The following is an 18155-nucleotide window of genomic DNA, read 5'->3' as shown; positions in this document are numbered from 1 at the left end:
TCGCGGTCCGCAACCTCCCTCAGCCGGAGGGATTGATCATGGCGACAAGCCAAATTAGCGGCCCGGGGGTCGATGGCATTTTCAACGCCTATGCCGCGCGGATGGTTCGAGTTAAAGCCATCGGACTATGTGGGCGACCCGAGTTTGCCGGAGAAGATCAAGAGGACATCGAACAGGAATTGACGCTGTTTCTGCTTCGACAGGCTCACTATTACGATCCACAGAAGAGCCAACTCAATACGTTCATAAATCGCGTCATTCGGTCGAGAATCAGCACACTGATTCGAGATCGCTCCCGCAATCGTCGAATGCCGGCGAAATCCAATGGCCTGCAATCGACCGAAGCATTGATCAGTTGTGGCAATGGAACAATCACGATTCGTGAATCGCTGACGCAAGCCGATCGCGATCGACGACTCGGTCTCTGTCGTAAAGAGCAGATCGATGAATTGCAACTGACGATCGACGTACAAGAGGCGATCGCAACGTTGCCCGCCAATTTACGACCGGTCGCGCGTAGTCTGATGACTCTCAACTTTGGCGAAACGAAACAAAAAATGAAACTTTCGCACCGCGTTTTCGCGCGACAAAGACAGCAAATTGCTGACCATTTCAAGGCCCGAGGATTGGCTTTGGAAGGCCATCGCGGGAAGGAAAGTGAGCGTTTGGATTAAGTGACAGATAGACAAACGCCTCACTCTCAAACGTCATTTTTAATCTACCACGGAGCCTGCATGACAAGCTTGGACATCGAACGTCGCGTCGCCATTTCGCTCGCCGTCGGCCGTTACCTGCGATCCGCCGATCGCTTCAACGAAGCGTCGAAAGAGTTCACCGGAGCGTGCAAATCGCTGCGTCAGCAACTCGGCACTCAACAGCGTTTCGTCGTGCAGCTCGACTTCAAGCACTACCTCGTGACCAGCGATCGCGACGGCAACTTTGATGTCGAACACATCCAGTCCATTTGAACAATCCAACCTCACATCCATCCAGCAACGGAGTTAACCAAACAGTGACCAACTTACTCGAAACCATCCAGTCCGGCCGGCAAGCGAAGCCGCCTCGCGTTCTGCTTTACGGTGTCGAAGGGATCGGTAAATCGACCTTTGGCAGCCAAGCCCCCAAGCCGATCTTCATTCAAACCGAAGACGGCCTCGATGAGCTCGAATGCGATCGCTTTCCACTGGCGACCAAGTTCGATGAGACAATCGCCGCTCTGAAAACGCTCGTCAACGAGCGGCACGATTACGAAACCGTCGTGATCGACTCGCTCGATTGGCTGGAGCGTCTTGTCTGGGACAAGCTCTGCGGGCAATACGGCGTCGAGTCGATCGAAAAGGTCGATGGCGGGTACGCTCGAGGTTACATGCACGCCCTCTCCCTGTGGCGTGAAGTGCTCGATCTGCTCAATGTGCTTCGTTCGCGTGGCATGGTGACGATCCTGATCGCGCACTCCAAGGTCGAACGGTTCGAGGATCCCGAATCTTCACCCTACGATCGCTACTCTCCGCGACTGCACAAACACGCCGCCGCGCTGATTAAAGAATGGTGCGACGCGGTCCTCTTCGCCACCCGCAAAATGCGAACTCAAAGCGAGGACGCGGGGTTCAACCGCAAACGCACGGTCGCTCACGCTATCGGCAAAGACGGGGGCGAACGTGTCATGCGTGCTTATGGCTCGCCGAGCTGCGTGGCTAAAAACCGTTACGGCATCGCCGAGGAACTTCCCCTGTCCTGGTCCGCTTTTGTGGCTGCGATGGCCAAGTGATTGATCTAGTTACCGAACTTCCCACCTACAAACTCCAGACTAAGGACTGCAGACTCCCCATGGCAAACCTCCAAGGCTTTGATGCCAACACTGTCGAACCGGCAGATGATCTCGAACCGATTCCCGCCGGCAAGTATGTCGCCGTCATCGTCGACAGCGAAATGAAGCCGACGAAATCGGGCGCGGGAAACTACCTCCAATTGACATTTCAGATCGTGGAGGGCGAGTACTCGAACCGTCTCCTCTGGGTGCGGCTCAATCTCGACAACCCCAACGCGACGGCGGTCGAAATTGCTCGTCGCGAGTTGTCAGCCATCTGTCGTGCTGTCGGTATGCTCACCCCAGATGACTCGACCGACCTGCACAATCTACCTTGCGTAATCGCGGTCAAGTTAAAACGCCGCAACGATACCGGCGAGTTGCAGAATGAAGTGAAGGGCTACTTCAAAAAGGACGCCATTGCCGAACCGATCGTGGCGTCGAAAGCAAGTGGCACGGATGCCCCCTGGAAGCGATAGCCGCGCGGCCTCTGCTTGATCGCTTCCAGGTCCAACGGCCGGTCGGCACAACTTGCCGACCGGCCGTTTTCTTTCACGTTGCCAGACTTGCGTTATGTTCAAACTCAAACTGCCCTTCCCACCGTCGGTCAACACATACTGGCGACACGTTGGTAACCGCGTGCTGGTCAGCAGGAAGGGCCGCCAATACCAGGCGACGGTTGGTTCACTGCTGAATCGAAAGAACATCAAAGCATACGACGGCGATTTAATCGTCGACATTCGCTTGATTCCGCCCGATCGTCGCCGCCGCGATGTCGACAATTCGCTCAAAGCGTTGTTGGATGCGATGCAGTTCGGCGGAGCGTATCACGACGACGCTCAGATCGTTCGTTTGACGGTTGAAAAGCATCAACCTGACCCCGCAGAGCCGCGCGCCGAAGTGGTTGTCCAACACGTTCCGGCACCGATCGGCCAAGCCGGCTTTCGGACTTGCCTGCGGTGCCGCAAAGTGTTTGATTCGACTGGCCCTGGAGACCGAATCTGCGGAAGGTGTTCGGCGATCAATAGCCAATTGCCCGAGGGGACACCGATCGTGCGCGGCAAGAAATATCACAACGGCGAGTTGCTGGACGAGCGTGTGGAGGACCGACTGTGAGATTATCCACCCTTCTAAGAAAGCCAACCCCGATAACGCAAGCCCCGCACCTTTTCAAAGTCGCGGGCGTTTGCGGTAAGAAGGAATGCATCGTTCACCAGGGTAATAAACGTCGTTCCGATCCACTCGTCACTTGCTTCAATCAGGCGACCACGCAGTTGTTCTGCGGGTTGATTTTCCAATTGCAGAATGGACACATGATCCGTGTCCAAAATAATCATTCGTTGTCGTCCGTACGTTGGCGAGCCTCTTGTCTTTCTCGCTCCCGTTCCTCCTGCATGTCATCAAGTATTTCCTTCATCACAGGATCACCGCGAAACATTCCCACCGTCGTTTGCCATTCGTCACGGCCTGGCTCCGCGTTCTTTCCGAACACGGCATGCTCCAATTTGGTGATGCGATCTTCGATTGAACTCATTTCTTTTCTCCTACTGGCGTGCTTGACCGGCTCATTCTACTCTGCGGGAGGCGTCCAGTGAAGCTCCGAGATTACCAACAAGCAGCCGTCGACGCGGTCTACAACCACCTCCGCAGCCGCGACGATAATCCGGTCGCCGTATTGCCGACCGGTGCCGGCAAATCGCTCGTACTGGCGAAGATTGCGTCGGACGCGGTCCAGCAATGGAACGGCCGCGTTCTGATCCTGGCCCACGTGAAGGAGTTGCTCGAACAGAACGCCGATAAAGTGCGCCGGCTGTGTCCCGAGATCAAGGTGGGGCTCTATTCAGCCGGACTCAAGAAACGAGACACGAACACACCCGTGTTGGTCGCCGGCATCCAAAGCATTTACAAGCGAGCTTGCGATCTCGATCCGTTTGACTTGATCGTGGTTGATGAGGCGCACCTCATCAGCAAGAAGGGTGACGGTATGTATCGCCAGTTCTTGGCCGACTGCAAAGTCATCAATCCGCATGTCCGTGTGATCGGCTTGACCGCGACACCGTTTCGGCTTGATTCGGGCATGATCTGTTCGCCGGATCATTTTCTGAACAGCATCTGCTACGAAATCGGAATCAAGGAACTGATCCGCGACGGCTATCTGTGCCCGCTGGTATCGAAAGCTGGCATCAACCGCGCGGACTTTTCGGGCGTTCATATGCGTGCCGGCGAGTTCGTCAGTGAAGAGGTCGAGCAACTGGCCGGCGACGACGCTCTCGTGTCGGCCGCGTGTGCCGAGATCGTGGACCTGACGGCTGATCGTCGGGCCGTGCTGATCTTCGCAACGTCCGTGGCACACGGGCGGCAAGTCGTCGAAACGTTGCGAGACAACCACAGCATCGAGTGTGGCTTTGTCACCGGCCAGACGCCGGCGGATGGACGCGATGCCTTGTTGGCACGCTTTCGTGGTGAAGGTGGCTTAGGCTTCCAGCCTGAGTTGTTTCCCTCACAGGCTGGAAGCCTATGCCACAACCAACCCCTCCGATTCCTCTGCAACGTCAACGTACTAACCACCGGCTTTGACGCACCACGCGTCGATTGCGTGGTCATGCTCCGGCCGACAATGTCGCCGGGCTTGCTCTACCAATGCGTCGGCCGGGGCTTTCGTTTGCATCCCGACAAACAGAATTGCCTGGTCCTCGACTTCGGCGGCAACATCGAACGGCACGGACCGATCGACCAGATCAAACCGAAGGAAAAACAACATAGACTTGGCAGTGAACCGCCGGCCAAGGAATGCGAAAAGTGCCACGCCCTGGTCGCGTGTGGCTATGCGAACTGTCCCGAGTGCGGTCATCCGTTCCCGCCGCCGGATCGTGAAGCCCATGACGCACAAGCGAGCGAAGCCGGCGTGCTATCCGGCGAGGTCACAGACACCGAATACGAGGTGCGAGACGTGATCTATCGTATTCACCGAAAGCGTAATGCTGACGAAGACGCCCCCCGATGTTTGCGAGTCGACTACATGATCGGGCTCGATCATTGGCAAAGCGAGTTCATCTGCATCGAACACTCCGGCTACGCCAGACGCAAAGCCGAAGCGTGGTGGCGAGAGCGTTGTCTCGATCCGTGTCCCACCACGGCGGAGGAAGCACTCGATCTGGCCGAAGTCGGTTTAATCGCCGCGCCCGAATTGATCACGGTCCGATCAATCGCAGGTCAGAAATACGATCGCATCACCAAACAGACGCTTGGTCAAATCCCAAACGAAGCTTTGGAAGAAGCACCTTTTTAATGAGACTTCTTCATCGTCGCTGTTTCCACAATTCAGGATATCGATGTGCATGCATCACCGACAAGACCTCCGCGAACTCATTTTCAATCCTAAAGGCGACGATGTACGGAAAACGTTTCACCGGACACAGCCGAACATCTCGATACACTATCGCGAATTGTTCGGGATTCGATTCAATCCTCATTGTCGCCGACTCTACTTCGCCAACAAATTCAAGGCCCAGGCCTGCTCGTTCTTTCTCGTACCAATCTCTGGCACCGAGCAAGTCCAGGTTAGCCGAATCCGTAAAGAAAGCTCGCCAACTCAATTCAAATGCCTAGCATCACGAAAAACTTTTGAAGCTGGAATTCGATTTTGTGGATTTGAGTCAGCTTCCGAAATACGTTCGTCAAGCAGTTCACGCTGCTTTTGTGTCAGTGGCGGAAGTCCGTCTTCAGCAATGCTGTCCCAGATCTTACCGACCAACTCCAATCGAGCTGTAACTGAAAGGTTCAAGATTTCAGGAGGAACTTCAACTGGATTCATGCGAACCCTCCAAACGGATAATGCCAACGACGGATTAAATCGACTTAGCGTTGATTCTCGCAAGGACAATTGCGCAACCACGGCCGACTTAAAAGTATAACCTGTGCCCGGGACTGTTCCAATCGACACACGAACTCAGGTCGAACGCTATCGCCAGCGTGGCTGGTACTGTGTGCCGTTGCGCCCGCGGTCGAAGTCCCCCGCGCGGCGTGATTGGACAAACCTGCGATTGGCTCCCGACGTCTTTCCCGACAATTGCAACGTCGGCATCATCCTGGGCGAACCGTCCGGGTGGCTTGTTGATGTTGACCTCGATTGTCCCGAAGCGATCGAGCTAGCCGATCAATATCTTCCGCCGACGCCGGCCATCACTGGTCGGCCTTCGTCGCCAAAATCACACCGCTGGTACATCGCCGCGAACGCAACCACCGAGAAGCACCAAGACCCCAGCGACGGATCGATGATCGTCGAGCTGCGGTCGACCGGCGGACAAACCGTAGTCGGTCCGAGCATTCACCCCGATGACGAACCGTACGATGTTCTCGACGTCCAGCCCGCAATCGTTCCCGCACCGATGCTGGCCGCTTGCGTGAAAGCATTGGCCAATGCCGTGATCGTCAAGCGCGGCGTGCCGGCACCTATCAAGCAATCAACCGCTCATGCACGGCCGGTAGTCGAACATGACGTCGAAGCCCGAGCGATCGCGTACCTCGCCGCGATGCCGCCAGCGATCTCCGGAAGCAGCGGTCACAACCAAACGTTTGCCGCCGCGACCGCGCTGGTTCATGGCTTCGGCATCGAACCAGACCGCGCCCTCGCAATCCTCGCTGCCGAATACAACCCGCGATGTTTACCGCCATGGTCCGACCGCGAACTGCAACACAAGATCAACCAAGCGGCAAACAAGCCGCACGATCGTCCATTTGGCTGGCTGCGCGACGAAGGCACAATTGAGCCGGCCAACGAGGTCGTGGACCTTAGCAGGTTTCAGGCTTCACCGAAGGTTGTCGTAGGATCGGAACCGGAACGCGAAGAGACGAAGGTCGCCACAGACCCTGGTCATCTTCCCGAACACCTATTCAATGTGCCGGGCTTTGTCCGACTTGTCATGGACTTCACGCTCGCCAACGCACCTTACCCGAACGTTGCCTTGGCATTCTGCGGAGCAATGGCGTTACAGTCTTACCTGGCCGGCCGAAAAGTAGCGACCAGCGGAGACCTTCGCACCAACATCTATATGCTCGCTCTGGCAGGAAGCGGCACCGGCAAGGAATTTCCGCGCAAAGTCAATTCACAAATCCTGTTTCAAATCGGCGAGTCGCAAGCACTCGGCGACAAGTTCGCGTCCGGCGAAGGGATCCAAGACGCCTTGGCACGCAGCAGCAAAATGCTTTTTCAAAACGACGAAATGGACGGCGTGCTACGTCAAATCAACCTCGACCGCGATAGCAGTCGCGAATCGATCCCAAACATCCTGCTGACACTCTACACCTCAGCCGGCGACTTTTATCCGTTGCGGGTCAAAGCCAATCAGAAGGAAGCGGGCTATGTGGACCAACCTCACCTGACGTTATTCGGCACCGCGACACCCAAGTATTTCTACGAATCGCTATCGCAGCGGATGCTCACCAACGGCTTTTTCGCTCGGCTGAACATCATCGACGTTGGGAAGCGAGGCAAAGGCCAAACGCCGGGCTCGGCTCGCGACCTGCCCGATGACATTCTCGACATCGCGAAATGGTGGGCAGACTTCCATCCCGGTGGCGGCAACTTTATGGACCTTCACCCGAAGCCGCTTCGCGTCCCACTGACGCCAGACGCAGAGTCAGCGATCACGGAACTACGTTTGCAGACTGAAGTCGAATACGACAACGCAGACGATGCAGGCGACGAGGTTGGACGAGCCGCTTGGAGTCGGACGTGCGAGCACGCCAAGAAGCTGGCATTGATTTATGCGGTCAGCGAGAGTCACCTCGAGCCCCAAATCACGCTCGACGCCGTCCAATGGGCCAGCGAGTTCTCACTGCACCAAACCCGCCGCCAACTCTATCTTGCATCCGTCCACGTTGCGGAGAACCCGTTTCACAAAGAATGCTTGAAATTCATGAGCAAGATCGCCGAATCGAAAAATCGAACAGCATCACGTCGTGACTTGATGCGAACGATGAAACTGAAGGCCGCCGAGTTTGACCAAGTCGTCATGACGCTGGTGCAACAAGGCGAGATCGAACCAACGACCATTCAATCCTCCGCCCGCACGACACAAGGATACGCGGCCGTCGGTGTTTGACGATGCGTCACCAAAGTGTCACCAAGTGTCACCGGCCAGTGACATTTGCAGGCTTCTGTGCGGAGTTTGACGCCGAAATGGAACACATCTGTCCCGAAGTGTCACCCTCATTGGTGACACTTCGCAGAATGGAAAAACCCCATAAATAAAGGAAAAAACTCTCTCTCTTTCTATATGTGTCTCCCTGTCACGCTCATACCCTCGCGATACGCATTCACGCGCACGAGAGGGCAGTGTGACAGAACTTGGTGACACTTCTAATTTCTCGAACACGAAAGGATCCTCACTTGTCAAAGATTCGATGTGCCCGATGCCGCTACTTTGAGCCGGCTCGCAACCGTCAAGGCATCCGGTCAGGCCGTGGCGAGTGCCGTCGGCACCCGCCGGTGATCCCCGATGTCGAAGCCGAGCATTGGTCGCCTGATGGTCAGTTTCCCGTTATCCACGACGATGATTGGTGTGGTGAGTTCGCCCCGCGTGTAGCAAAGGTCGCCGTGAGTCGCATCGCCCATGCCAACACGGCAGTCGATGCGGCCTCGCATGAGGACGCGACAGTCGCGAACGTAGGGGCGGTCGCGGGCCAGTGCCAAAGTGGCAGAGAATCGCGATCGACAAGGCAAGATTAGGTACTTCCCGGCTGTCAAAACGCACTTCAGGGCCCCGGGAACAGCCGCGAGATTCAGTACAGTTGGTTTTGAGTGTCCGAACGTGCGCGGCACGAAGGACTCTGACGAACTAGCCGGAGTTCGCCGCGATCAGAATTGCCAGCCCGTACCACAATGAGACTCCAATGGCCGTAATGATCGCGTTAACCAAGCCCGGCTTGATGGGATGAGCGGCCAGAAGAATTAAAATGCATGCAAACACGGGAAACGTGAACGATATGCGGTTAGACCAGCTTTGATGTACAAACAGATCGATCGGCAACGCGAGAATGTCAATGACACCATCACCGGCCCCAAAGAGAGTCGCCACTGCCGCGAATATTGTCACCGACAGCACTATTAGGCTTGTCACCACAGTGCCGCGCCAGGGGAGCAAATACGTGTACATGAGATGGCCGCAAACCCCAGCAATGATTGCGAGCGTCCAAAAGATGGCAACCGCAAACGGTTCGCTTCGCAAGCCGGGTAGCACAACAAGCCACAAAGCGAAAGCCGCAGTCAAATAGAGCATGCCGCGCAGGTTGAATTGACTTCCTCCACGTAAGGATTTGCGATCAGCTTCCGTATCATGTTCAGATTTATCTGGCATTCTCAAATCCAACGCGTCACTACTTTGCCGCTTATGGAAGTATAGGCACTTATTGCACCAACCACCCATCTACCCAGCCAACGACCGACCGAACCCTTCCCGTTTCATTCTCTCGCCTCGGAAGGGCCAAATATGCAGGTCGAAATGTGGTCGCTTGATCGGATCAAGCCTTACGAAAACAACCCTCGCATCAATGATGACGCGGTCGCTCCCGTCGTTCAAAGTATCAACGAGTTCGGCTTCCGGCAACCGATCGTCGTCGATCCGGACGGCGTCATCATCGTCGGCCACACGCGATGGAAAGCCGCCAAGCAATTGAACTTGGCCGAGGTACCGGTTCACGTCGCCCGGGATCTCGAACCCGAAGCTGTGAAAGCCTACCGGATCGCCGACAATCGAACCGGCGAGAACGCTCAGTGGGATTTTGATCTGCTGCCGATCGAAATCGGCTCGCTACAACAATCCGGCTTCGATTGCGAGCTGCTGGGCTTCAACTCCGACGAGCTGGCGAAGTTATTGGATCCTGGCACCAAGGAGGGGCTGACCGATCCGGACGACGTTCCCGAGCCGCCAGACGAGGCGATCACCCAACCCGGCGACCTGTGGATCCTCGGCGATCACCGGTTGCTATGTGGAGATTCGACCAGCGTCGAAGACCTCGATCGGCTGCTCGGCGGCGCCAAGATCCATCTTTGCAATACCGATCCTCCGTACAACGTGAAAGTCGAACCGCGAAGCAAAAATGCGATCGCGGCCGGCAACAGCTCCTTCGAGGCCGGCAAGGGCAAGACCAAAGAGGGCCCAAAGAAGATGCGGGCCAAGGATCGACCGCTGGCCAACGACTTCGTTTCCGATGAAGAGTTCGACCGGCTGTTGAAAGCTTGGTTCGGCAACATTGCTCGTGTCTTGGAACCCGGTCGGTGCTTCTATATTTGGGGAGGGTTCAGCAACATTGCTAACTATCCGCCTGTCTTGTCCGCATGCGGGCTGTACTTCTCGCAGGCCATCATCTGGGACAAGATGCATCCCGTCATGACGCGCAAAGATTTCATGGGCGCGCACGAATGGGCGTTCTACGGTTGGCGTGAGGGTGCGGGGCACAAGTACTTCGGACCGAACAATGCCACGGACTTGTGGCACGTGAAGAAGATTCCCCCGCAAAAGCTCGAACACCTCACCGGCAAGCCAGCGGAACTGGCCGTGATGGCGATGCAGTATTCGTCACGCAAGGGCGAGAACGTGCTTGACCTGTTCGGCGGCAGCGGTTCGACGTTGATCGGTGCCGAACAGACCGGCCGGCGAGCGTTCTTGATGGAACTCGATCCGCCGTACTGCGACGTCATTGTCGATCGGTACCAACGCTTTACCGGCAAGAAGGCGGTGCTCGAGCGGACCGGCGAGTCACCGATTCCCGTCGGTGCTCGCGAGGAGAACATGCGGTGATCGGTGTCGCTAAATTTTTTCGTGCGTCCAACCGGCCTCTGTCATCAAGTAAAGATGCTCAGCGTTTAAGTATGCAGCGAGACGCGGCAGCTCCGATGCGTTGGCCAGTTCCTCTGTTGCACGGCTGGTCGCGAAGTACTCCGGCGGCTCCGGCCGCGGCGGCAGCGAACGGATCTCGCCGCCCTGGATTAATTCGAGGGCTTCTTCGGGATCGAGGTAACCGTTTTGCAAGATCGGTAAAACGTGATCGGGGTAGCCGTCGAAGTGCAGGTAGGTCGCGAGGACCGAATCGTCTGGTAGCCGCAGTGCGATTATGGCTCTTGTGGACATGGTTCAGTTTCCTTTGGATTGAGAATTGGGGTCGGACGCATCGAGCACTTGGACGACATCCGGTGGAATGGAAAGCATCAGCGACCGGCCGTTGTCCCAGGCGACATCGATTTGCGTCCAATCGCTGTGCGGATAAACGCGTGCGACTGTTCCAGTCGCGCCGGCGGGAATCGGGTCGGGGTCATCGGCCATCGAAACCAGGCGGACGCGGTCGCCCGCCTTGAGGTTTGCTGCGTGTTTCATCAGTTGCGAACTCCGTTGGTTTCGTCGAGCAACGCCGCGACCTCGGAGAGTTGAGCGTTGATGAGGTTGATCGCCCGGACGTGCGTCCACCGCAGCGATTTGTTATCCGGCCGAACCATCCGGTCGAGTTGCAGTTCGATGTGTTGCAACAGGTCGCGGGCGATCTGGTGTCCGTTCTCGTAGGCCGGTGCTGGTTCGATCGGCCGCGCGTGAAGCGTTTGTTTGTTACTCATGGGGTTTTTGCTTTGTGTTGAGGAAGATTTCGGTGCCGTTGTCGAGTTCAACTTTCACAGCACCGAGTCGTTTGGCGTCGGCGGTGTGTTGCTCTGCCGTCAAAAGTTCATCGATTTCGATTCGCCGGCCGTCGGCCATTTGAATCGTGGCCCGAAATCGTCGAGCCTGAAGGTGGGACATGCGTTGGTCTCCGCTGTTGAAAGAATTGAAACGTTGTTTGCGTGTGACACATGAGCCAAGCTTTTGAAGAAACATCAAGCGCGGTCCGGCAAACATCTGAAAAGAATTCGGATGTTTCTTGGCGGCAAAAGATGACCGCGACAAACGCCGCGTGTCGGCCGATCGCAAACGGCCAGCCGATGGCCCCACTGACGAGAAAACGCCCGAACGTGGCCAGCGTCGGGCGTGTGTGGCGAAGCGTCACCAAAGTAGAGACGGGCCCGCAGTTACAAACCGCGGGGAACCAAAACGTAGGAACCTGCTCCGGTGACTGGAAAGGACGTACCATCAGAAGTTCGCGCGAACAACGTATCCCCTTCTCGAAAGACATACTCGACCGTTCCCGCAGCCACCGTCTGGTTCTCGATGGTCCGCTGGTCGTACGTCACACCGGGTTCGGGTGTTGCGCGTTCACCTTCGCTCAAATCGGTAACCCCTCGCAGGTCATAAAAGTGCTTCTGCATCGTAAGCGTCCTTATTACTTAGCTGCGAACCGTGAACCGGCCGCGTTCCGTTTTCACAAACCGGCTTTCGTCGCCGCGCTTGAGGTCGCGGAGAATAGCCGAGTAGAGCGTGGCGTGCGGGGTCTTGCCGCCGGGGCTTTCCCAGAGGTTTTGTTCGATCATCGCGGTGATCATTTCCTGCGCGTTCATCGGTTCGCCGGCCGTCTCCAAAACCTGCAAAGCCGCTTTGACGCACGAGAGCGTTTTCTCACCCGCGGCCGCGTCGCTCGCGTTTTCGATCGCCGGCTTTGCGGTGCGTTCGCGGACGGGAGTCTCAGGGGCTGGCGTCGATTGTCGCGCCGGCCCCTGCAGGCGACCGGCGGATTTGATCCGCACCTTTTTGTTAGTCGCGAGGTTCGTCGCATCCCAACCGCCGGAGGAGTGCTCCGCGTCGATCCGTACGACCACCTTTCGGTTTGTGACCTTTGCGTAGTATTCGCCACCAATCTTTACATCTGCCTTTTGCATCTTCATCACTCCCAACAAGTGTCCGAGGTTGGCTGCCATCGTCAGGCCGATCGAACCACCGATCGACGACGCGGTTCCGCTCCGCGTTTCGGCTTACAGGACTGCGCCGAGCAGGCTCTTGTTGAGCTGATCGAGCATCTCGCAAAAGATGTAGTGCTCTTCCAAAAGCGGGCCGTTCGGTCCGAGGTCGGCATCGGCCCTCTCAAGGGCGTCGACCAAGGGGCGAAGTTCGTCGGCGATCTGGTAGTACGACTGGCGAATCTCTTGGTACGTTTTGGCGTCGAGCTTTTTCATCTCGGTTGCCAGGGTGGAGGCTTTGGTATTCTGCGTTTCGTTCAGGGCCATGGTTGGGTCTCTCGTGGAAAAGAGTTTTGTTCGTCGCCGTTCGCTCGGCGTTACACACATGTGAGCCATGGATCGGGAATAAGCTCAAGCTATTCGCAGCAGTATTTCACGGTCTTTTTGCATATTCTTTCCTCGGCCCCAGCGTGCCGCTGTGTCGCATTCAAAACGACCTCCGGAAAACAACCCGTGAACGGACAGTGGCCGCGTCGTCGGGCCAGCGTCGCGGCGTGTGGCGGTCTCTTGAATCATCGCCGATTACGAGCCGTCGTCGTCCGGTTCGTTCGGTTCCATCAATTCTTCCAAGCGGGCGCAAAGGTGCCGAAGCGTTCCGACGTTATCCCATCCGATCGCCGGGCCGTGGTCGCTGGGTGCCGGCATGTCCTCGATCCGTTGGTGCAAGTTTTCAAGAAGGGCCAGCGCCCGAATGTGCGCCGCGGTGTATGCGTGTTCGATCGAGTCTCGATTGGTCATGTTTTGGAGTCCATTGAGATTGAAAACAGAGAATGCCGGCGGCGCTCGTCGCGCCGTCGGCCCAGTGGTTCGCGGTTAGCAATCGCGGCAGGTTTCCCAAGCCCGCTTGCTGCCGTAGCAGATCTGTCCGCCTTCGACGATGTAGACCATCGCGTCGTCGGCGACGTCTTGGTCGTTGTAGTCCTCGTCCTCGTCGTCGCCTTCGTTCATCTCCGCGCCGCTGGTGACTCCGGCGATGCGGTTTTCAAAGGGCCAGTTCTGTTGCGTCATCAACCGCACCTCGCAGTCTTCGCCGTGTTCGTCGCGGTACTCTTCCAAGAGCGAAATCAGTTGTCCGAGGGTCATGTTTGTCTCTCCGTTTGGGTGAATGAAAAACGTTCTTGCGATGACACACATGAGCCATGCGTTTCAATGAAGCTCAAGCCGATCCCGGCAACAATTCGCTGGGTTTTTCGATGTTTTTCGAGATGCCCGACGTGCCGCACAAACGCCCCGTGTCGCGTCCGTCAACGATGTCGGCCCCTACCTATTACTTATGCCGTTTGCCCGCGACGTTGCCCGCCGGCCGCCGACAAAACGAAGAAACGCCGCGGGGCCATCCGCGGCGTTTTCAGAGCGGCAAGCCGCCGGCGATCAAATCGCCGCGTCGTACTTGCGGGCCAAATCGAGAAGTTTCTTTTTGACCGGCCGGAAATCGCATCCGGTTTCGCCGTTGGTCAGTTCACCGAACCTTTTGTCGCGAAGGTCGCCCTTGTACCAACCCTTGGTCCAACCGAGTCGGTAGAAGAGCCGGTTGAGTTCCGTTTCACCGTGGCCCGCTTCGGGGCGATCCCAGCAAGATTTGGTTCCGGGTTTCTTGGCGTAGTCCCAACCCGAGCATCGTTTGGTGTTAAGGGCGAGTTCGGCCAAGCCGAGGATCATTTGGATGTAGCCGATCAGTTTGGTTTTGTTGAGCGTCCCGGCGAAGGCCCGAATCTCGATTCGGTTCTTGCCGCGAGCCAAGTGCGTCAGGTTCAAAAGGTGGTAGCGGTCGCTTTCGCATCGCATCTTCGCCGCGTCCTTATTGCCGTAGGTCTTGATTTGTTTCGCCCATTGGTTCCGTTCGCGTCGTCGGGTGCCGGTCGCCGCGTAGATCGCCTTCTCATGGTTGGCGATCAAGGAAATCAATCGTGCCAAGGCGGCCGCGTCGCCGTTCCAAGAAATGGTGATGTGCAACCCGCAAGATTCGTTGATCCGCGCGCCGCGTTCTTTGATCGCGTCGACCGCGGTCTCCACGTTTCGCAGCCCTTCGTAGCCGCGAAGGATCGGCGATACGAACTCGCATGGTTTGCGTCCCATTGGCGTGCGGATGCTGCCGTCGCGTTCGGCCTTCCATCCGGCCGGCAGCCAAGCGACCGGCAATCCGTTGTGGTAGCCGCCGATCGGTGTGCGGTCGTGGCCGGGCATGTGGGTTTCGATTTCGATACCGAAGGCGATGTCGTTGGCGTGCATGTTTGTGTCTCCGAAAAAGGGTTTTGAATTCGTTTCGTTGACACACATGAGCCATGCGTTTCGAGACACCTCAAGCGAAGTCTGGCAGTAATGTTCAGGAATTTTGCAGCTTTCTTTTGACCCCCACACGCGGCCGCGTTTGCCCCTGTTTCGCCGAGCAAAACATGCGGCCGACGATGCCAAACATGCAAAACAATGCGACAGTCGCCCGCGTGTGCGGCGTGTCGTGAACAACCCCAAGCACCGGAGGCTTTCCGCCATGGAAGGCGAATCAAGAAGCGTCAACCCAAACCGTTTGACGGTCGAGCAACTGGCCAAACTTTTGACGAGTTCCTATCGGCAGATCGTGCCCGCCGAGCAGATTTCGCAAGACCTAGCCGACGGCGCACCGACCAATGCCGACGGCACCATCAACCTCGTTCACTACACCGCTTGGCTATTGCAGGAGAAACACCGTGGCGATTGATATTCAACGGATGAAGCCGAGCCAGATTTGCCGGACCGTTAATAGCACGCCGCTCGGCACAGTGCTCAACGAACGGCAACTCTATCGCTACCGAACCGAGGCAGGTATTCGCATTGGCGACGGCACCCACGTCGACCTGTTGAAGTTCACCGCGTGGTTGATCGAAAAGCGACACGCACCGAAGCCACCGGTCGACGAAGACCCGTACGCAAAAGTCAAAGAGAAAGCCCGCGCGCGAAACGCCGCCGTCGCGCTGGCTGGTCGAGACATCGGTGGCTTGCCGGAAGTCGAGGACATCGAACGAAAAGCTAGGGCAGCCGGCAGTTTCCAGTTCTTTTGCGAGGCGTACTTCAGTCTTACGTTTCACCTCTCGTGGTCTCCGGACCACATCAAAGTCATTCGTAAGATCGAGGAAGCTGTCGTGAGAGGAGGATTGTTCTCGCTCGCAATGGCGAGAGGGTCTGGCAAAAGTTCCCTCGCCGAGGTCGCTTGCATTTGGGCGGTCTTGAATGGCTATCGCGACTTCGTTTGTCTGATCGGCAGCGACGAAGGTCACGCCTGCGATATGCTCGATTCGATCAAAACCGAACTTGACGCCAACGAATTGCTGCTGGCCGACTATCCCGAAGTCTGCTTTCCGATCCAAGCGTTGGACGGTATTTCCAACCGCGCCAACGGGCAACTCTATAAAGGCAAGCGAACGCAAATCGGTTGGACTGCCAAGGAAATCGTTTTGCCGACGATCGCCGGCAGCAAAGCAAGCGGGGCGATCATCAAGGTCGCCGGCCTGACCGGACGCATCCGCGGGATGAAATTCAAACGCCCCGACGGCAAGACGGTTCGCCCATCGCTTGTCGTCTTGGACGACCCGCAAACCGATGAATCGGCTCGATCGCTATCGCAGTGCGCCAACCGCGAAGCGATCCTCGCCGGCGCGGTGCTGGGACTCGCCGGCCCCGGCAAAAAGATTTCGGGAATCATGCCTTGCACCGTTATCCGCCCTGGCGACATGGCCGACAACATCCTCAACCGCGATTTGCATCCCGAATGGAACGGCGAACGGACGCGCATGATGAATGCGTTTCCCACCAACGAAACGCTATGGCATCGCTACGCCGAGATCCGCAGCGAGGGATTGCGGGCCGGCGATGGCGGAGCGGCCGGGACTGAGTTCTATCGTCAGAACCGAACCGCAATGGACGCCGGCGCGGACGTATCGTGGAAAGAGCGATTCAACCACGACGAGCTATCGGCGATCCAGCACGCGATGAACTTAAAACTTCAAGACGAAGCCGCGTTCTTCGCCGAATACCAAAATGAACCACTGCCGGAAGAAACCGTCGGTGCCGATCAATTGACCGCTGACCAGGTCGCCGCCAAGATCAACCACATGCCGCGAGCCCGAGTCCCAATCGCCGGCAATCATCTCACCGCGTTCATCGACGTCCAAGGCAAACTCTTATTCTACGTCGTCGCCGCTTGGGAGGACGACTTTACAGGCTACGTTGTCGACTACGGTTCATACCCCGACCAGCAGCGAACATACTTCACCCTTCGCGATGCGCGACACACGCTTGCCACCGCGAGCGAGGGAACCGGACTCGAAGGCAGCATCTACGCCGGCCTCGAATCCTTGACTGATCAACTGCTCGGCCGCGAATGGCAGCGTGACGACGGAGCGGCAATGAAAATCGGCCGGTGTCTGATCGACGCCAACTGGGGCCACTCCACCGACGTCGTTTACCAATTCTGCCGGCAAAGCCCCCACGCCTCGATCTTGCTACCCTCGCACGGTCGCTTTGTCGGAGCGTCTTCAAACCCGTTCAGCGAATACAAACGCCGGCCAGGCGATCGCGTCGGCCTCAACTGGCGAGTCCCCACGATCCACGGCAAGCGAGCGATCCGTCACGTGATCTACGACACGAACTGGTGGAAATCCTTCACTCATGCGCGACTTGCCGTCGCGATGGGTGACCGAGGCTGTCTCTCCATCTTCGGCGATCGCCCCGATCAACACCGCATGTTCGCCGAGCAAGTTACTGCCGAATACTTCGTCCGCACCGAAGGCCGCGGCCGAACCGTCGACGAATGGAAAGCTCGCCCCGAACAACCCGACAACCACTGGCTCGATTGCCTTGTCGGCACCGCCGTCGCCGCCTCGATGCAGGGAGCGTTGTTGTTCGGAACCGATCGGCCATCCGCACCGGGACGGGAGCGAGTCAGCTTCAAGAATCTTCAACGCAGAAAGCGAAGTCAAAATTATTAAGCCAATCACTGTCCTGGCCGAGAGCTCTGTGTCGGAACAAAGTGGTGACAGCGACTTCGTCATCGTCATTCGAGGGCTCCTAAAAATGCTTCCCGATGACGTGCTCGAGACAGACGATGGCGCAACTGCCAACTTGAGGCACTCGCCGAGACGGTAAAGGCGACCAGTGCCGTTGCTCGCTGCTGCAAACTCAAGTTATCGATTTCCCCGCGAAAAAACATTCCTCAAGTTGATGAAGTTTTTTTCGAAATCGTTTTTGGCTGTGCCGGTTTAGTTTCAATCCCCATGGATAGACGCGACAACCAAGGAAATCGACTCCATGCTGCGATCCACCCACTTACGGTCCACCGTCAGAACTCGGTGCGAGCGCAGGAACGAATTCAACTCGGCTGCCGCCGAGCCGTCATCGCGAACCGGAATAGTGAAAAACGTAAAAGGCATGGTTCTTGACCCGTCTGTTCAATCCGCTCGTTGACTTCGGTTTAAATTTCAAAATCGCGCGCTCCTTCGT

Annotated in this window: 27 protein-coding genes and 1 other RNA gene; 10 read left to right on the top strand and 18 right to left on the bottom strand. The window is 57.0% G+C overall.

Annotated elements, in window-relative coordinates; translation table 11 throughout:
• Window positions 1-38 precede the first annotated feature (38 nt).
• From SH139x_RS10020 to SH139x_RS10000, 5 genes are all read left to right on the top strand, one after another.
• Window positions 39-674 (top strand): sigma factor, encoded by a 636-nt coding sequence (locus tag SH139x_RS10020; protein WP_488355109.1) that lies wholly within the window; start codon window positions 39-41, stop codon window positions 672-674.
• 60 nt (window positions 675-734) lie between these two features.
• Entirely contained in the window at window positions 735-968 is a 234-nt protein-coding gene (locus tag SH139x_RS10015; protein ID WP_488355108.1) for a hypothetical protein, read from the top strand.
• 44 nt (window positions 969-1012) lie between these two features.
• Window positions 1013-1768: an ATP-binding protein gene (locus SH139x_RS10010; RefSeq protein WP_488355107.1), complete on the top strand. Its 756-nt coding sequence runs from the start codon at window positions 1013-1015 to the stop codon at window positions 1766-1768.
• 59 nt (window positions 1769-1827) lie between these two features.
• Entirely contained in the window at window positions 1828-2286 is a 459-nt protein-coding gene (locus SH139x_RS10005; protein ID WP_488355106.1) for a DUF669 domain-containing protein, read from the top strand.
• A gap of 94 nt (window positions 2287-2380) precedes the next feature.
• Entirely contained in the window at window positions 2381-2923 is a 543-nt protein-coding gene (locus SH139x_RS10000; RefSeq protein ID WP_488355105.1) for a RusA family crossover junction endodeoxyribonuclease, read from the top strand.
• Between the two features lie 14 nt (window positions 2924-2937).
• On the opposite strand, the gene SH139x_RS09995 is transcribed toward SH139x_RS10000, so the two are convergent.
• On the bottom strand, window positions 2938-3144 hold the full coding sequence (locus SH139x_RS09995; protein WP_488355104.1) for a hypothetical protein: 207 nt from the start codon (window positions 3142-3144) through the stop codon (window positions 2938-2940).
• A complete protein-coding gene (locus SH139x_RS09990) occupies window positions 3141-3341 on the bottom strand; it encodes a hypothetical protein (protein ID WP_488355103.1) in 201 nt (66 codons plus the stop codon). Before SH139x_RS09990 ends, SH139x_RS09995 begins: the two co-directional genes overlap by 4 nt.
• A 57-nt stretch (window positions 3342-3398) precedes the next feature.
• Between SH139x_RS09990 and SH139x_RS09985 the strand changes: the two genes are divergently transcribed.
• A complete protein-coding gene (locus SH139x_RS09985; RefSeq protein WP_488355102.1) occupies window positions 3399-5096 on the top strand; it encodes a DEAD/DEAH box helicase in 1698 nt (565 codons plus the stop codon).
• A gap of 10 nt (window positions 5097-5106) precedes the next feature.
• Here SH139x_RS09985 and SH139x_RS09980 read toward each other — a convergent pair whose 3' ends face one another.
• Together SH139x_RS09980 and SH139x_RS09975 are read right to left on the bottom strand one after the other, a co-directional pair.
• Entirely contained in the window at window positions 5107-5403 is a 297-nt protein-coding gene (locus SH139x_RS09980) for a type II toxin-antitoxin system RelE/ParE family toxin (protein WP_488355101.1), read from the bottom strand.
• Entirely contained in the window at window positions 5400-5621 is a 222-nt protein-coding gene (locus tag SH139x_RS09975; RefSeq protein ID WP_488355100.1) for an addiction module protein, read from the bottom strand. The genes SH139x_RS09980 and SH139x_RS09975 overlap by 4 nt, the downstream gene beginning before the upstream one ends.
• Window positions 5622-5724: 103 nt before the next feature.
• On the opposite strand from SH139x_RS09975, the gene SH139x_RS09970 reads away from it, so the two are divergent.
• A complete protein-coding gene (locus SH139x_RS09970) occupies window positions 5725-7911 on the top strand; it encodes a bifunctional DNA primase/polymerase (protein ID WP_488355099.1) in 2187 nt (728 codons plus the stop codon).
• Between the two features lie 353 nt (window positions 7912-8264).
• Here SH139x_RS09970 and SH139x_RS09965 read toward each other — a convergent pair whose 3' ends face one another.
• Window positions 8265-8531, bottom strand: a complete 267-nt coding sequence (locus tag SH139x_RS09965) for a hypothetical protein (protein WP_488355098.1) — start codon at window positions 8529-8531, stop codon at window positions 8265-8267.
• A 115-nt stretch (window positions 8532-8646) separates the two neighbouring features.
• The gene (locus SH139x_RS09960; protein ID WP_488355097.1) at window positions 8647-9177 is read right to left on the bottom strand and encodes a hypothetical protein; all 531 of its coding nucleotides are present in this window, start codon (window positions 9175-9177) and stop codon (window positions 8647-8649) included.
• Between the two features lie 120 nt (window positions 9178-9297).
• Between SH139x_RS09960 and SH139x_RS09955 the strand changes: the two genes are divergently transcribed.
• The gene (locus tag SH139x_RS09955; RefSeq protein ID WP_488355096.1) at window positions 9298-10608 is read left to right on the top strand and encodes a DNA modification methylase; all 1311 of its coding nucleotides are present in this window, start codon (window positions 9298-9300) and stop codon (window positions 10606-10608) included.
• Between the two features lie 9 nt (window positions 10609-10617).
• Here SH139x_RS09955 and SH139x_RS09950 read toward each other — a convergent pair whose 3' ends face one another.
• From SH139x_RS09950 to SH139x_RS09900, 11 genes are all read right to left on the bottom strand, one after another.
• Window positions 10618-10938 carry a hypothetical protein gene (locus SH139x_RS09950; protein WP_488355095.1) on the bottom strand — a complete coding sequence of 107 codons (321 nt, stop codon included), beginning with the start codon at window positions 10936-10938 and terminating at the stop codon, window positions 10618-10620.
• A gap of 3 nt (window positions 10939-10941) precedes the next feature.
• Window positions 10942-11181, bottom strand: coding sequence for a DUF4314 domain-containing protein (locus SH139x_RS09945; protein ID WP_488355094.1), 240 nt, complete (start codon window positions 11179-11181; stop codon window positions 10942-10944).
• Window positions 11181-11414 (bottom strand): hypothetical protein, encoded by a 234-nt coding sequence (locus SH139x_RS09940; protein ID WP_488355093.1) that lies wholly within the window; start codon window positions 11412-11414, stop codon window positions 11181-11183. The genes SH139x_RS09945 and SH139x_RS09940 overlap by 1 nt, the downstream gene beginning before the upstream one ends.
• The gene (locus SH139x_RS09935; RefSeq protein ID WP_488355092.1) at window positions 11407-11595 is read right to left on the bottom strand and encodes a hypothetical protein; all 189 of its coding nucleotides are present in this window, start codon (window positions 11593-11595) and stop codon (window positions 11407-11409) included. Before SH139x_RS09935 ends, SH139x_RS09940 begins: the two co-directional genes overlap by 8 nt.
• Window positions 11596-11861: 266 nt before the next feature.
• Window positions 11862-12098 (bottom strand): hypothetical protein, encoded by a 237-nt coding sequence (locus SH139x_RS09930; protein ID WP_488355091.1) that lies wholly within the window; start codon window positions 12096-12098, stop codon window positions 11862-11864.
• Window positions 12099-12116: 18 nt separating this feature from the next.
• On the bottom strand, window positions 12117-12644 hold the full coding sequence (locus SH139x_RS09925; RefSeq protein WP_488355090.1) for a winged helix-turn-helix domain-containing protein: 528 nt from the start codon (window positions 12642-12644) through the stop codon (window positions 12117-12119).
• Window positions 12632-12699: hammerhead ribozyme type II (locus tag SH139x_RS09920), an RNA gene on the bottom strand. Before SH139x_RS09920 ends, SH139x_RS09925 begins: the two co-directional genes overlap by 13 nt.
• Window positions 12699-12950, bottom strand: coding sequence for a hypothetical protein (locus SH139x_RS09915; protein ID WP_488355089.1), 252 nt, complete (start codon window positions 12948-12950; stop codon window positions 12699-12701). Before SH139x_RS09915 ends, SH139x_RS09920 begins: the two co-directional genes overlap by 1 nt.
• A 255-nt stretch (window positions 12951-13205) precedes the next feature.
• Window positions 13206-13421, bottom strand: a complete 216-nt coding sequence (locus SH139x_RS09910; RefSeq protein ID WP_488355088.1) for a hypothetical protein — start codon at window positions 13419-13421, stop codon at window positions 13206-13208.
• A 75-nt stretch (window positions 13422-13496) separates the two neighbouring features.
• Complete coding sequence (locus tag SH139x_RS09905; protein WP_488355087.1) at window positions 13497-13766, bottom strand: hypothetical protein; 270 nt, start codon at window positions 13764-13766, stop codon at window positions 13497-13499.
• Between the two features lie 288 nt (window positions 13767-14054).
• A complete protein-coding gene (locus tag SH139x_RS09900; protein WP_488355086.1) occupies window positions 14055-14912 on the bottom strand; it encodes an amidoligase family protein in 858 nt (285 codons plus the stop codon).
• Window positions 14913-15171: 259 nt separating this feature from the next.
• On the opposite strand from SH139x_RS09900, the gene SH139x_RS09895 reads away from it, so the two are divergent.
• Entirely contained in the window at window positions 15172-15378 is a 207-nt protein-coding gene (locus SH139x_RS09895; protein WP_488355085.1) for a hypothetical protein, read from the top strand.
• Window positions 15368-17644: a terminase gpA endonuclease subunit gene (locus SH139x_RS09890; protein WP_488355084.1), complete on the top strand. Its 2277-nt coding sequence runs from the start codon at window positions 15368-15370 to the stop codon at window positions 17642-17644. Before SH139x_RS09895 ends, SH139x_RS09890 begins: the two co-directional genes overlap by 11 nt.
• A 276-nt stretch (window positions 17645-17920) precedes the next feature.
• Here SH139x_RS09890 and SH139x_RS09885 read toward each other — a convergent pair whose 3' ends face one another.
• Window positions 17921-18085: a hypothetical protein gene (locus SH139x_RS09885; protein WP_488355083.1), complete on the bottom strand. Its 165-nt coding sequence runs from the start codon at window positions 18083-18085 to the stop codon at window positions 17921-17923.
• Window positions 18086-18155 lie beyond the last annotated feature (70 nt).

The sequence above is a fragment of the Kothea flammea genome (assembly GCF_052161645.1).
Lineage (GTDB): Bacteria > Planctomycetota > Planctomycetia > Pirellulales > Pirellulaceae > Laterigemmans.
Note: the sequence above shows the minus strand (reverse complement) of the source record. Positions and strands in the feature narration are given on the sequence as shown.

Coding starts and splice junctions, on each gene's coding strand:
- SH139x_RS09930 (WP_488355091.1), bottom strand. CDS start 12,098: ATGCAGAAGCACTTTTATGACCTGCGAGGGGTTACCGATTTGAGCGAA.
- SH139x_RS09905 (WP_488355087.1), bottom strand. CDS start 13,766: ATGACCCTCGGACAACTGATTTCGCTCTTGGAAGAGTACCGCGACGAA.
- SH139x_RS10015 (WP_488355108.1), top strand. CDS start 735: ATGACAAGCTTGGACATCGAACGTCGCGTCGCCATTTCGCTCGCCGTC.
- SH139x_RS09895 (WP_488355085.1), top strand. CDS start 15,172: ATGGAAGGCGAATCAAGAAGCGTCAACCCAAACCGTTTGACGGTCGAG.
- SH139x_RS10005 (WP_488355106.1), top strand. CDS start 1,828: ATGGCAAACCTCCAAGGCTTTGATGCCAACACTGTCGAACCGGCAGAT.
- SH139x_RS09940 (WP_488355093.1), bottom strand. CDS start 11,414: ATGAGTAACAAACAAACGCTTCACGCGCGGCCGATCGAACCAGCACCG.
- SH139x_RS09945 (WP_488355094.1), bottom strand. CDS start 11,181: ATGAAACACGCAGCAAACCTCAAGGCGGGCGACCGCGTCCGCCTGGTT.
- SH139x_RS09915 (WP_488355089.1), bottom strand. CDS start 12,950: ATGGCCCTGAACGAAACGCAGAATACCAAAGCCTCCACCCTGGCAACC.
- SH139x_RS09910 (WP_488355088.1), bottom strand. CDS start 13,421: ATGACCAATCGAGACTCGATCGAACACGCATACACCGCGGCGCACATT.
- SH139x_RS09900 (WP_488355086.1), bottom strand. CDS start 14,912: ATGCACGCCAACGACATCGCCTTCGGTATCGAAATCGAAACCCACATG.
- SH139x_RS09995 (WP_488355104.1), bottom strand. CDS start 3,144: ATGATTATTTTGGACACGGATCATGTGTCCATTCTGCAATTGGAAAAT.
- SH139x_RS09950 (WP_488355095.1), bottom strand. CDS start 10,938: ATGTCCACAAGAGCCATAATCGCACTGCGGCTACCAGACGATTCGGTC.
- SH139x_RS09975 (WP_488355100.1), bottom strand. CDS start 5,621: ATGAATCCAGTTGAAGTTCCTCCTGAAATCTTGAACCTTTCAGTTACA.
- SH139x_RS10020 (WP_488355109.1), top strand. CDS start 39: ATGGCGACAAGCCAAATTAGCGGCCCGGGGGTCGATGGCATTTTCAAC.
- SH139x_RS10000 (WP_488355105.1), top strand. CDS start 2,381: ATGTTCAAACTCAAACTGCCCTTCCCACCGTCGGTCAACACATACTGG.
- SH139x_RS09935 (WP_488355092.1), bottom strand. CDS start 11,595: ATGTCCCACCTTCAGGCTCGACGATTTCGGGCCACGATTCAAATGGCC.
- SH139x_RS09925 (WP_488355090.1), bottom strand. CDS start 12,644: ATGGCAGCCAACCTCGGACACTTGTTGGGAGTGATGAAGATGCAAAAG.
- SH139x_RS09955 (WP_488355096.1), top strand. CDS start 9,298: ATGCAGGTCGAAATGTGGTCGCTTGATCGGATCAAGCCTTACGAAAAC.
- SH139x_RS09885 (WP_488355083.1), bottom strand. CDS start 18,085: ATGCCTTTTACGTTTTTCACTATTCCGGTTCGCGATGACGGCTCGGCG.
- SH139x_RS09990 (WP_488355103.1), bottom strand. CDS start 3,341: ATGAGTTCAATCGAAGATCGCATCACCAAATTGGAGCATGCCGTGTTC.